This window comes from Streptomyces sp. NPDC001714 (assembly GCF_042892755.1).
GTDB lineage: Bacteria > Actinomycetota > Actinomycetes > Streptomycetales > Streptomycetaceae > Streptomyces.
Window position 1 is genome coordinate 18,637 of sequence record NZ_JBIAUL010000046.1, and the last position, 10,982, is coordinate 29,618.

General features: G+C 71.8%; 12 protein-coding genes. 8 read left to right on the plus strand and 4 right to left on the minus strand.

What is annotated here, in order from left to right; translation table 11 throughout:
• Window positions 1-137 precede the first annotated feature (137 nt).
• The 3 genes from radA to ACFY0P_RS51060 all read left to right on the plus strand — a co-directional run bounded on the left by radA (window position 138) and on the right by ACFY0P_RS51060 (window position 3,341).
• On the plus strand, window positions 138-1,547 hold the full coding sequence (radA, locus tag ACFY0P_RS51050) for a DNA repair protein RadA (RefSeq protein WP_093499982.1): 1,410 nt from the start codon (window positions 138-140) through the stop codon (window positions 1,545-1,547).
• An 80-nt stretch (window positions 1,548-1,627) separates the two neighbouring features.
• A complete protein-coding gene (gene disA / locus ACFY0P_RS51055) occupies window positions 1,628-2,752 on the plus strand; it encodes a DNA integrity scanning diadenylate cyclase DisA (RefSeq protein ID WP_388929349.1) in 1,125 nt (374 codons plus the stop codon).
• A gap of 136 nt (window positions 2,753-2,888) precedes the next feature.
• Window positions 2,889-3,341 (plus strand): ricin-type beta-trefoil lectin domain protein, encoded by a 453-nt coding sequence (locus tag ACFY0P_RS51060; protein ID WP_388929350.1) that lies wholly within the window; start codon window positions 2,889-2,891, stop codon window positions 3,339-3,341.
• Between the two features lie 98 nt (window positions 3,342-3,439).
• Here the strand turns inward: ACFY0P_RS51060 and ACFY0P_RS51065 are convergent, their stop codons facing one another.
• Window positions 3,440-4,282: a hypothetical protein gene (locus ACFY0P_RS51065; RefSeq protein ID WP_388929351.1), complete on the minus strand. Its 843-nt coding sequence runs from the start codon at window positions 4,280-4,282 to the stop codon at window positions 3,440-3,442.
• Window positions 4,283-4,484: 202 nt separating this feature from the next.
• Between ACFY0P_RS51065 and ACFY0P_RS51070 the strand changes: the two genes are divergently transcribed.
• The 5 genes from ACFY0P_RS51070 (at window position 4,485) to cseC (ending at window position 8,951) form a co-directional block, all read left to right on the plus strand.
• Window positions 4,485-5,360 carry an A/G-specific adenine glycosylase gene (locus ACFY0P_RS51070; protein WP_388929352.1) on the plus strand — a complete coding sequence of 292 codons (876 nt, stop codon included), beginning with the start codon at window positions 4,485-4,487 and terminating at the stop codon, window positions 5,358-5,360.
• Between the two features lie 267 nt (window positions 5,361-5,627).
• A complete protein-coding gene (locus ACFY0P_RS51075) occupies window positions 5,628-6,167 on the plus strand; it encodes a SigE family RNA polymerase sigma factor (RefSeq protein WP_217559609.1) in 540 nt (179 codons plus the stop codon).
• A complete protein-coding gene (locus ACFY0P_RS51080; protein WP_388929353.1) occupies window positions 6,155-6,847 on the plus strand; it encodes a hypothetical protein in 693 nt (230 codons plus the stop codon). Before ACFY0P_RS51075 ends, ACFY0P_RS51080 begins: the two co-directional genes overlap by 13 nt.
• 29 nt (window positions 6,848-6,876) lie before the next feature.
• Window positions 6,877-7,581 (plus strand): two-component system response regulator CseB, encoded by a 705-nt coding sequence (gene cseB, locus ACFY0P_RS51085; RefSeq protein WP_388929354.1) that lies wholly within the window; start codon window positions 6,877-6,879, stop codon window positions 7,579-7,581.
• Between the two features lie 11 nt (window positions 7,582-7,592).
• On the plus strand, window positions 7,593-8,951 hold the full coding sequence (cseC, locus tag ACFY0P_RS51090; protein WP_388929355.1) for a two-component system sensor histidine kinase CseC: 1,359 nt from the start codon (window positions 7,593-7,595) through the stop codon (window positions 8,949-8,951).
• A 55-nt stretch (window positions 8,952-9,006) separates the two neighbouring features.
• On the opposite strand, the gene ACFY0P_RS51095 is transcribed toward cseC, so the two are convergent.
• The 3 genes from ACFY0P_RS51095 to ACFY0P_RS51105 are packed head-to-tail and all read right to left on the minus strand — an operon-like array spanning window position 9,007 to window position 10,762.
• Window positions 9,007-9,870, minus strand: coding sequence for a class I SAM-dependent methyltransferase (locus ACFY0P_RS51095; RefSeq protein WP_388929356.1), 864 nt, complete (start codon window positions 9,868-9,870; stop codon window positions 9,007-9,009).
• 2 nt (window positions 9,871-9,872) lie between these two features.
• Window positions 9,873-10,304 (minus strand): VOC family protein, encoded by a 432-nt coding sequence (locus ACFY0P_RS51100; RefSeq protein ID WP_388929357.1) that lies wholly within the window; start codon window positions 10,302-10,304, stop codon window positions 9,873-9,875.
• Window positions 10,301-10,762: a helix-turn-helix transcriptional regulator gene (locus ACFY0P_RS51105; protein ID WP_388929358.1), complete on the minus strand. Its 462-nt coding sequence runs from the start codon at window positions 10,760-10,762 to the stop codon at window positions 10,301-10,303. The genes ACFY0P_RS51100 and ACFY0P_RS51105 overlap by 4 nt, the downstream gene beginning before the upstream one ends.
• Window positions 10,763-10,982 lie beyond the last annotated feature (220 nt).

The following is a 10,982-nucleotide window of genomic DNA, read 5'->3' on the forward strand; positions in this document are numbered from 1 at the left end:
ACGATCCCTCAATAGGGGACAGGAACCTGTTCTACCGCGGCTCGTTCCCGTCTCGGGGTGGCCGGGACCCGCTCACCCACCCCCGTCACGCAGGCCACCGTGGCCCCACTGTCAGTGGCGGGGGCTACGGTTTCCGCATGGCTGCCCGTACCAAGACCTCGAAGGACCGTCCGTCCTACCGCTGCACCGAGTGCGGCTGGCAGACGGCCAAGTGGCTCGGCCGGTGCGCCGAGTGCCAGGCGTGGGGGACGATCGAGGAGTACGGCGCACCCGCGGTCCGTACGACGGCGCCCGGCCGGGTCACCACCTCCGCCGTGCCGATCGGACAGGTCGACGGCCGTCAGGCCACCGCCCGCCCCACCGGCGTCCCGGAGCTCGACCGCGTTCTCGGCGGCGGCCTGGTCCCCGGCGCGGTGGTGCTGCTCGCCGGCGAGCCCGGCGTCGGCAAGTCCACCCTCCTCCTCGACGTGGCGGCCAAGTCGGCCAGCGACGAGCACCGCACGCTCTATGTCACCGGCGAGGAGTCGGCGAGCCAGGTCCGGCTGCGCGCCGACCGCATCGGCGCCATCGACGACCACCTCTACCTCGCCGCCGAGACCGATCTGGCCGCGGTCCTCGGCCACTTGGACGCGGTGAAGCCGTCGCTGCTGATCCTGGACTCCGTCCAGACGGTCGCCTCCCCCGAGATCGACGGCGCGCCGGGGGGCATGGCCCAGGTCCGCGAGGTGGCCGGCGCCCTCATCCGCGCGTCGAAGGAGCGGGGCATGTCCACCCTGCTCGTGGGCCATGTCACCAAGGACGGCGCGATCGCGGGGCCGCGGCTCCTCGAACACCTCGTGGACGTCGTCCTGCACTTCGAGGGCGACCGGCACGCCCGCCTCCGTCTGGTCCGGGGCGTCAAGAACCGCTACGGCGCCACGGACGAGGTCGGCTGCTTCGAGCTGCACGACGAGGGCATCACGGGTCTCGCCGACCCGAGCGGGCTCTTCCTGACCCGCCGTGCCGAACCGGTCCCGGGCACCTGCCTGACCGTCACCCTGGAGGGCCGCCGTCCGCTGGTGGCCGAGGTCCAGGCGCTGACGGTGGACTCGCAGATCCCCTCCCCGCGCCGCACCACCTCCGGCCTGGAGACCTCCCGCGTCTCGATGATGCTGGCCGTCCTGGAGCAGCGCGGCCGGATCAGCGCGCTCGGCAAGCGGGACATCTACTCCGCGACCGTCGGCGGGGTGAAGCTCTCCGAGCCCGCCGCCGACCTGGCCATCGCCCTGGCCCTGGCCTCCGCGGCCAGCGACACCCCGCTCCCGAAGAACCTGGTCGCCATCGGCGAGGTCGGCCTCGCGGGCGAGGTCAGACGGGTCACGGGGGTCCAGCGCAGGCTCGCGGAGGCGCACCGGCTCGGCTTCACGCACGCGCTCGTGCCGGGCGATCCCGGCAAGATCCCGGCGGGCATGAAGGTGCTGGAAGTCGCCGACATGGGGGACGCGCTGCGGGTGCTGCCGCGCTCCCGTCGGCGAGAGGCCCCACGGGAGGCGGAGGAGCGCCGGTAGACTTTGCCCTGGTCTCGCCCGTCCGTACGAACCGAGTGCGGGGACGGCAGCGCCTCAGAACCTGCGACCGGAGGAGTGCAGTGGCAGCCAACGACCGGGCAGGAGCTCCCGGAAAGTCCGGTGGGAGTGCCGGTTCCGATGGCCTGATGCGCGCCTCGCTGAGCGCCGTGGCTCCGGGCACGTCCATGCGGGACGGCCTGGAGCGGGTCCTCCGCGGCAACACGGGCGGACTCATCGTCCTCGGCTTCGACAAGACGGTCGAGGCGATGTGCACGGGTGGTTTTGTCCTGGATGTCGAGTTCACGGCGACCCGGCTGCGCGAGCTGTGCAAGCTCGACGGCGGCATCGTGATCTCCTCCGACCTGTCGAAGATCCTCCGGGCGGGCGTGCAGTTCGTACCCGACGCGACGATCCCCACGGAGGAGACGGGCACCCGCCACCGCACGGCGGACCGCGTCTCCAAGCAGGTCGGGTTCCCGGTGGTCTCGGTCTCCCAGTCGATGCGGCTGATCGCGCTGTACGTCGAGGGGCAGCGCCGCGTCCTGGAGGACTCGGCGGCGATCCTCTCCCGCGCGAACCAGGCGCTGGCGACCCTGGAGCGGTACAAGCTCCGCCTGGACGAGGTCGCGGGAACGTTGTCAGCGCTGGAGATCGAGGACCTGGTGACGGTCCGCGACGTGTCGGCGGTCGCCCAGCGCCTCGAGATGGTCCGCCGGATCGCCACGGAGATCGCCGAGTACGTGGTCGAACTGGGCACCGACGGGCGGCTTCTCGCCCTCCAGCTGGACGAGCTGATCGCCGGGGTGGAGCCCGAGCGCGAACTGGTCGTACGGGACTATGTGCCGGAGCCGACGGCGAAGCGTTCCCGCACGGTCGACGAGGCACTCTACGAGCTGGACGCCCTCACCCACGCCGAGCTCCTCGAACTGCCCACGGTGGCAAAGGCGCTGGGCTACACGGGCTCTCCGGAGGCACTCGACTCGGCGGTCTCACCCCGCGGCTTCCGCCTGCTGGCCAAGGTGCCGCGCCTCCCGGGCGCCATCATCGACCGTCTCGTGGAGCACTTCGGGGGCCTGCAGAAGCTGCTCGCCGCGAGTGTCGACGATCTGCAGACCGTCGACGGCGTCGGCGAGGCCCGCGCCCGGAGCGTTCGGGAAGGTCTGTCGCGGCTGGCCGAGTCCTCCATTCTGGAGCGGTACGTCTGAGTTCCTGGCCCGATGCCCCAACTTCTGGGCGCCTCCCCCTGGTTGACCTAAATACCGTTGCGTGGAGTGATCATGCGAGGTAGCGTGACGCCGACCATTTCGTTCGATTCTCAATTCGAACACCGAGGGGAACTCCATGAAGAAGCGCCTCATAGGAACGTTAGCCGCGGCCGCGGTTCTCGCCCCAGCGTTGACCCTTGCGGGCTCAGGGCAGGCATTCGCCGCCGGCAACCCGGTCACCTGGAACAACAAATCGAGCGGCCAATACCTGGCGTACAACAACTCCCGCGTCCGTACGGTTTCCGCCAGTGGCTACTCCACACACTGGACCGAGTACAGGCAGTCCGACGGCACCTACTTGATGAAGTTTGGCAACGGGAAGTGCCTCGACAGCAACAGCAACGGTGACGTGTACCTTCTCGACTGCAACGGTGGCGACTACCAGGAGTGGTACGAGATCCACGACTCCGCCGACGCCGACTGGATCCTCAAGGACAAGGCCACCGGGCTCGTCCTCGATGAGGGGCGCACCGGAACGGTCTACACCGAGACGAGAGACGACTTCCTGTTGTCCCAGCGCTGGAGCTGAACCTCAGTTCACACCACAGTGAAGAGACACCCCCGGCCTCGTCGAGACCGGGGGTGTCCCCTTTCCCGACCGTCCTGGACAGCCCGCAGAGGCCCTGCTCAGTCGGCCGACAGCACAAACGACGCCTGCACCTTCCCGAACCCGGGCGCCGCCGCCTCCACCAGATACGTGCCGTCTCCGGCCGAGCCCGCCGGAGGGGTCGCGCACTGTGCGGCGCTCGGCTTGCGGTCCCACTTCAGGGTGTAGGTGATGCTGCTCCCCGCCGAGACCCGGTACCACTGGCTCCCCGCCGCCTTCGGGCAGTCCGCCGACGACCAGTAGCTGTCGTCCGCGCTGGCCGGCGTGATCGTCAGCACCGCGTTCTTCGGTCCGAGATCGACCTTGCAGTCGCTGGACGACGTGTTCTTCGCGGTGAGCTCGAAGGTCGGCGTCTGCTCCGGCGAGTACGAGTTGTGCAGGCTCCGCAACGTCAACGCCACCGACCCGGCGGTGCAGTTGGGCAGCGTGGAAGTCCCCGGCAGCGAGGCGACCGTGCCGCCGGAACCCGACGTCACGTCGTCCCCCGAGCCGGAGGTGGCACCCGACGAGCCGGCGGAACCGCCCGAGCCGGCCGATGTGCCGCCGCCCGTGCCGCCCGAACCGCCGTCGCCGGAACCGGAACTCGAACCGGAACCGCCCCCCGAACCGCCCCCGCTCGACCCGTCCCGGCCGCCCGGTGCCTGGCTGATCGCCGGTCCGCTGCCGGACGGCCCCGGCGTGATCGTCGATACGGGATTCTTGCCGTCCGGGCCGCCGGCGTTCTTCTTGCCGCCCCCGCCGCTCGACGTCACGATCCACGCGATCAGCAGCGCCAGGACGACGAGCGCCGACAGCATGAAGACCCTCCGTCGCCAGTAGATGGAGGAGGGAAGCGGCCCGACCGGATTGCGCAGAGATCCCACGGCGCAAACTGTACGAGAGATCCGTGCAGTTCCTCGCCCCACCCGCCGCCCAAACCTCAACTTTTCCGGATCATCATTCCGGCAACTCCCGTCGGCACGGCCGCCCTTCGCGGCACGGCGCGTCAATCCCGACTCCGCCGCGCCCCCGCCGTGAACCACGTCCACCCCACCCGTCGCCTGACGTGGCAGGATCGGAAGGGCCATGACTGAGAAGCTGCACTCCCCTGTGATCGCCTGGTTCGACACCCACGCCCGTGACCTCCCCTGGCGCCGCCCGGAGGCGGGCCCGTGGGGCGTGATGGTCAGCGAGTTCATGTTGCAGCAGACCCCGGTCAGCCGGGTGCTGCCCGTCTACGAGCAGTGGCTGGCCCGGTGGCCACGGCCCGCCGACCTCGCCGCGGAGGCGCCCGGCGAGGCCGTCCGCGCCTGGGGCCGGCTCGGCTACCCGCGCCGCGCCCTGCGGCTGCACGGCGCCGCGGTCGCCATAACGGAACGGCACGGCGGCGACGTACCGACGGACCACGCGCAGTTGCTCGCGCTGCCCGGGATCGGCGAGTACACGGCCGCGGCCGTGGCGTCGTTCGCGTACGGGCAGCGGCACGCGGTGCTCGACACCAATGTGCGGCGGGTCTTCGCGCGGGCCGTGACCGGCGTCCAGTACCCGCCGAACGCGACCACCGCCGCCGAGCGCAAGCTCGCCCGCGAACTGCTGCCCGAGGACGAGAAGACCGCCGCCCGCTGGGCCGCCGCCTCCATGGAGCTGGGCGCGCTGGTGTGCACGGCGAAGAACGAGACGTGCACGCGGTGCCCGATCGCCGGGGAGTGCGCCTGGCGGCTGGCCGGCAAGCCGGAGCACGAGGGGCCGCCCCGGCGCGGGCAGACGTACGCCGGTACCGACCGGCAGGTGCGCGGCAAGCTGCTCGCCGTCCTGCGCGAGGCGCACGCCCCCGTGCCGCAGGCCTCGCTCGACCGGGTGTGGCACGAGCCGGTGCAGCGGGCGCGGGCGCTGGACGGGCTGGTCTCGGACGGGCTGGTGGAGCCGCTCGCGGGCGACCTGTACCGGCTTCCGCTGGGCTGACGTACAGCCACATCACAGGAGACGGGGCTCTGTTAGGGCTCCACCCGCACGGCAAATCCCTGCATAGTCGGGCATATACCCGCGCCCGCTTACCCCGCGCCTACTTCCGTTACACAACCGACGGACAGCCGATTGCTACCCGCAGGCTGCTCCGCACAGCCCCGTGACAACGGGTCCGTAGCTTCGTTTCTGTGCCCGCCAGGACCGCGGGACGGCAGGAACTCAGGCACAGGGCCGGGGAAAACGGGGATCGGGAGGCGGTTGATCATGGCGCAGGGCGAGGTGCTCGAATTCGAGGAGTACGTCCGCACTCGGCAGGACGCGTTGCTGCGCAGCGCCCGCCGGCTGGTCCCGGACCCGACGGACGCCCAGGACCTGCTGCAGACGGCGCTGGTCCGGACGTACGGCCGCTGGGAGACCATCGAGGACAAGAAACTCGCGGACGCCTATCTGCGCCGGGTCATGATCAACACCCGGACCGAGTGGTGGCGGGCCCGCAAGCTGGAGGAAGTCCCGACCGAGCAGTTGCCCGACGCCTGCGTGGAGGACTCCACCGAGCAGCACGCGGACCGCGCGCTCCTTATGGACATCATGAAGGTGCTGGCTCCGAAGCAGCGCAGTGTCGTGGTGCTGCGACACTGGGAGCAGATGTCCACGGAGGAGACGGCCGCCGCCCTCGGCATGTCGGCCGGAACGGTCAAGAGCACGCTGCACCGGGCGCTCGCCCGGCTCCGCGAGGAGCTGGAGTCACGCGACCTCGACGCACGCGCGCTGGAGCGGGAGGAGCGGGAGCGTTGCGCGGCCTGACCGACGCGGGGCCCGGCCGGGGCCCGGCGAGTGCACAGGCGGTGATCACGGCGGTGGCCGTGCTCGCCGTCCTCGCCCTTTTCGTCGCTTCCTGCGGCACCGGTGGCACCGGCGCCCGTGACGAGGGCCCGGCACACGCCGAGTCGGCCGAGTCGGCCGACGGCGCCCGGGCCGCGGCCGAGGCACCCTCGCCCACGCCCAACCCGTCGCAGTCGTACAAGAGGGTCGACGCGATCGCCCTGGTGAAGGCCGATCCGCAGGTCTCGACGACCGTCAAGCGGAATCTCGCCCCGTGCTCGGGCGACAAGTACTCGGTCGACGTGACCTACGGCGATCTCACCGGCGGCCCCGCCGCGGACGTCGTCGTCAACGTGCAGACCTGCGGGGACGCGGTGGGTATCGGGGCGTATGTGTACCGCGCGGAGAACGGCACGTACAAGAACGTCTTCGAGGCCGAGGAGTCCCCCGTCTACGCGGAGATCGACCGGGGCGACCTGAGCGTGACCAAACAGGTGTACGAGAAGGGTGACCCGGTGTCGAGCCCGTCGGGTGAGAACGTGATCACCTACAGCTGGGCCGCGGGGCACTTCGTCCAGGAGTACTTCCACCACACCGAGTACGGCAACGCGACCGGCAGCGGCGGCGACGACGCCACGCCGGTCCCCTCCCCCGCCAGCTGACCCGAGACCGCCGACACGAGAGAGCCGGGATGGCAGACCAGACCCACGTGCTGTTCGTCGAGGACGACGACGTCATCCGCGAGGCCACCCAGCTCGCCCTGGAGCGGGACGGCTTCGCGGTCACCGCCATGCCCGACGGGCTGTCGGGCCTGGAGGCGTTTCGCGCCGACCGGCCCGACATCGCCCTGCTGGACGTGATGGTCCCGGGCCTGGACGGGGTCAGCCTGTGCCGGCGCATCCGCGACGAGTCCACCGTGCCGGTGATCATGCTGTCTGCGCGCGCGGACTCGATCGACGTGGTGCTGGGCCTGGAGGCGGGCGCCGACGACTACGTCACCAAGCCGTTCGACGGTGCCGTGCTGGTCGCCCGGATCCGGGCGGTGCTGCGGCGCTTCGGACACGCGAACGGCGGCGAGAGACCCGGGGCGGACGCGGCGGAGGTGACCGGCTCCCTACTCACCTTCGGCGAACTGGAGATCGACACGGAGGGCATGGAGGTGCGCCGGGCCGGACAGCCGGTCGCGCTCACCCCTACCGAGATGCGGCTGCTCCTGGAGTTCTCCTCGGCCCCCGGGACCGTACTCTCCCGCGACAAACTGCTCGAACGCGTCTGGGACTACGGCTGGGGCGGGGACACCCGGGTCGTCGACGTCCATGTGCAGCGGCTGCGTACGAAGATCGGCCAGGACCGGATCGAGACGGTCCGCGGTTTCGGCTACAAGTTGAAGGCCTGAGCGGGGCGGTCATGCGGGGGTTCATCAGATCCATCCGACACCGGGGTCCGGGGCTGCGCACCGGGCTCCGGTGGAAGTTGAGCGCGGCGATCGCACTGGTCGGCGCGCTCGTCGCGATCGCGCTGAGCCTGGTGGTACACAACGCCGCCCGGGTCTCGATGCTGGACAACGCCCGTGAGCTGGCCAACGACCGGCTCCTGATGGGCCAGCGCAACTACGAGTCGTACGGGCGCGCGAACTTCCCCGATGTCAGGGTCAACGACCCCCGGCTGCCGCGGGCGCTGCGCGAGCGGGTCGACGCGGGCTTCCGGGCGACCGATGTCATCGACCACGGGCACGGGGCGCCGGACATCTGGGCGGCGGTGCGGGCCAAGGACGGGCGGGTGCTGTCCCTGCACAGCACCTTCGCGAACCGCGGCAGCAATATGCTGAAGGACCTCGACCAGGCCCTGGTCATCGGCTCCATCGCGGTCGTCCTCGGCGGCAGCGCGCTCGGCGTGCTGATCGGCGGGCAGCTCTCGGTCCGGCTGCGCAAGGCGGCGGCCGCGGCCAACCAGGTCGCCCAGGGCGAGCCGGACGTACGGGTGCGGGAGGCGATCGGCGGGGTCGTACGCGACGAGACCGACGACCTGGCGCGGGCCGTGGACGCCATGGCGGACGCGTTGCAGCAGCGTCTGGAGGCCGAGCGGCGGGTGACGGCCGACATCGCGCACGAGCTGCGTACGCCGGTGACCGGCCTGCTCACGGCGGCCGAGCTGCTGCCGCCCGGCCGTCCGACCGAACTGGTCCTGGACCGGGCGAAGGCCATGCGCACCCTCGTCGAGGACGTGCTGGAGGTGGCCCGCCTCGACAGCGCCTCCGAGCGGGCCGAGCTGCAGGACATCATGCTGGGCGAGTTCGTCGCCCGGCGGGTGGCCGCGAAGGACCCGTCGATCGAGGTGCGGGTGGTGCACGAGTCGGAGGTCACCACCGATCCGCGCCGGCTGGAGCGGGTGTTGTTCAACCTGCTCGCCAACGCGGCCCGGCACGGCAAGCCGCCCGTCGAGGTGACCGTCGAGGGCCGGGTCATCCGGGTCCGCGACCACGGCCCCGGCTTCCCCGAGAAACTCCTCGCGGAGGGGCCGAGCCGCTTCCGCACCGGCAGCGAGGACCGGGCCGGCCAGGGCCACGGACTGGGCCTGACCATCGCGGCGGGCCAGGCCCGCGTCCTGGGCGCCCGCCTGACCTTCCGCAACATCCGCCCGGCGGGCGCACCCGAGCACATCCTGGCGGAGGGTGCGGTGGCCGTCCTGTGGCTGCCGGAACACGCCCCGACGGCCACCGGCAGCTACCCGATACTGCCGGGCCCGACCCAGCCGGGAAGCCGCTGAGCCGGTGAGCCGCGCAGCCTGATGCCCCTGACGGGCACTCCGGGGTGTGGCGCCTTCAGGTGTGGGCCACGAGGAGCTCCTCGCCGCGGGACGGGCGGAGTCCGTCGGTGCGGCCGGTGAAGTAGCGGTCGGCGAGTTCCTCCGCCGGGACGTGCCGGGTCTCCCGGAAGCCGGCCTCGCGGGCGAGGGCCGCCATCCGCTCGGGCGCGTAGAAGCTCAGGAAGGGCGTGCCGGAGACCCGCGCGCCCCGCTGGGCCACCCGCAGCTGCTCCTGCTGGTCGGGCTCGACGTCCTCGATCGGCCGCAGGAACGTAGTGACCAGCGTCGACCCGGGGACGAGCCGCGCGATGTGCCGGAGGGTGGCGGTGACGGCGTCCTCCGTGAGGTACATGGTGACCCCGGCGGACGCGACCACGGCCGGCCGGCGCGGATCGAACCCGGCGGCCACCAGCTGCCCCCACCAGTCGCCCTCGAAGTCCACCGGCACCAGCGTCAGCCAGTCGGGCACGCCGTACCCGAGCTCGGTCAGCCGCCGCCGCTTCCAGGCCACGGCCCCGGCCCGGTCCGCCTCGAACACCCGCAGCCCGGCGGCCACGGCGTCGGCGGCCCGGCGCTGCGCGAAGGTGTCCAGCCCGGCGCCGAGGACGAGGTACTGGTCCACCCCCCGCCCGGCCTGGGCCACGACCAGGTCCTCGACGAACCGGGCCCGGGCCACGATGGACGCCCGGGTCCGCCGCGTGGCCTCGACATCCATGTCGGGCCTGGCCCGCCAGCCGTCCGCGGTGTCCGCGTCCGGTTCGGCGAGCCGCAGCCCGACCTCGTCCTCGATGACGTACGGCGGCGCGTCGGCACGCAGGTGCAGCGCCCGCCACAGGGCGGTGCGGACGGCGGTGTGATCCGGCCCGGTCTCCGCCGGCATGCTCAGAACTCCTTGGAGAAGTCGAGCTCTTCACTGCGTTCGGTCAGCGAGTACCAGTTGCCGTTGTCGTCACGGAAGATCGCCTCGATGCCGTACGGCCGTTCCTTGGGCTCCTGGACGAACTCGACGCCCCGCGCCCTGAAGGTCTCGTAGTCGCCGCGGCAGTCGTCGGTGCGGAACGCGCCGGCCCCCATGGCCCCCTTCGCGACCAGCTTGCGCAGCGCCTCGGCGGACTCGGGGTCGAGGCCCGGTCCGTCCAGGCGCATCAGGGCGAGTTCGACACCGGGCTGGTCCTTGGCGCCGACCGTGATCCACCGCATGTCGCCCATCGCGATGTCGTTGCGCACCTCGAAGCCGAGCTTCTCGGTGAAGAAGGCCTTGGTGCGCTGCTGGTCGAAGGTCCACACGGTGGTGATGGCCAGGCCCTGGATCATGGCTCCGCTCTCCTGCCTGCCCGGCTTCGGCCGCCGGACGGTCGCTGTTCCTGTCCGTCACCGTAGGCAGCCGGGTCCGGGCCGCGCTTCTCGGAAGTTGCGCTTCTGCTCGGGAACCCGCCGGCCCACAGCATGGCGTAGCAGCCGGGAATGAGGGAGGCGCCGTGGCCGACGTGCTCGGTCCGGTACTCGGTGGGGCTGAGCCCGGTACGGGCCTTGAACCTCACGGAGAAGGTGCCGAGGCTGCTGAAGCCGACCAGGTGGCAGATCTCGGTGACGGTGAGATCCGCGCTGCGGAGCATCTCCTCCGCCCGCTCGATCCTGCGGTGCGTCAGGTACTGGCCGGGGGTCTCGCCGTACGCCGCCTTGAAGGCGCGCAGGAAGTGGTAGCGCGAGTACCCGGCGTGCGCGGCGACCGCGTCGAGGTCCAGGGCCGGGTCGGCCCAGTCCCGGTCCATGGCGTCCTTGGCGAGGCGTAGCTGCCGCAACTTGTCCACGGGGCCAATGCTAGGAAACCGGCCCGTCCGGGGGTGCCCCCTCTGGGGGAGATCGAGGACGAGGCCGAGGCCGATGATGCGGGGGCGGGGGGGGGGGGGGGGGGGGGGGGGGGGGGGGGGGGGGGGGGGGGGGGGGGGGGGGGGGGGGGGGGGGGGGGGGGGGGGGGGGGGGGGGGGGGGG

Excerpts from the sequence above, each read along its gene's own strand:
- ACFY0P_RS51105 (WP_388929358.1), bottom strand. The coding sequence starts at position 10,762 with ATGGACCGGGACTGGGCCGACCCGGCCCTGGACCTCGACGCGGTCGCC.
- ACFY0P_RS51100 (WP_388929357.1), bottom strand. The coding sequence starts at position 10,304 with ATGATCCAGGGCCTGGCCATCACCACCGTGTGGACCTTCGACCAGCAG.
- cseC (WP_388929355.1), top strand. The coding sequence starts at position 7,593 with ATGCGGGGGTTCATCAGATCCATCCGACACCGGGGTCCGGGGCTGCGC.
- radA (WP_093499982.1), top strand. The coding sequence starts at position 138 with ATGGCTGCCCGTACCAAGACCTCGAAGGACCGTCCGTCCTACCGCTGC.
- ACFY0P_RS51095 (WP_388929356.1), bottom strand. The coding sequence starts at position 9,870 with ATGCCGGCGGAGACCGGGCCGGATCACACCGCCGTCCGCACCGCCCTG.
- ACFY0P_RS51070 (WP_388929352.1), top strand. The coding sequence starts at position 4,485 with ATGACTGAGAAGCTGCACTCCCCTGTGATCGCCTGGTTCGACACCCAC.
- cseB (WP_388929354.1), top strand. The coding sequence starts at position 6,877 with ATGGCAGACCAGACCCACGTGCTGTTCGTCGAGGACGACGACGTCATC.
- ACFY0P_RS51060 (WP_388929350.1), top strand. The coding sequence starts at position 2,889 with ATGAAGAAGCGCCTCATAGGAACGTTAGCCGCGGCCGCGGTTCTCGCC.
- ACFY0P_RS51075 (WP_217559609.1), top strand. The coding sequence starts at position 5,628 with ATGGCGCAGGGCGAGGTGCTCGAATTCGAGGAGTACGTCCGCACTCGG.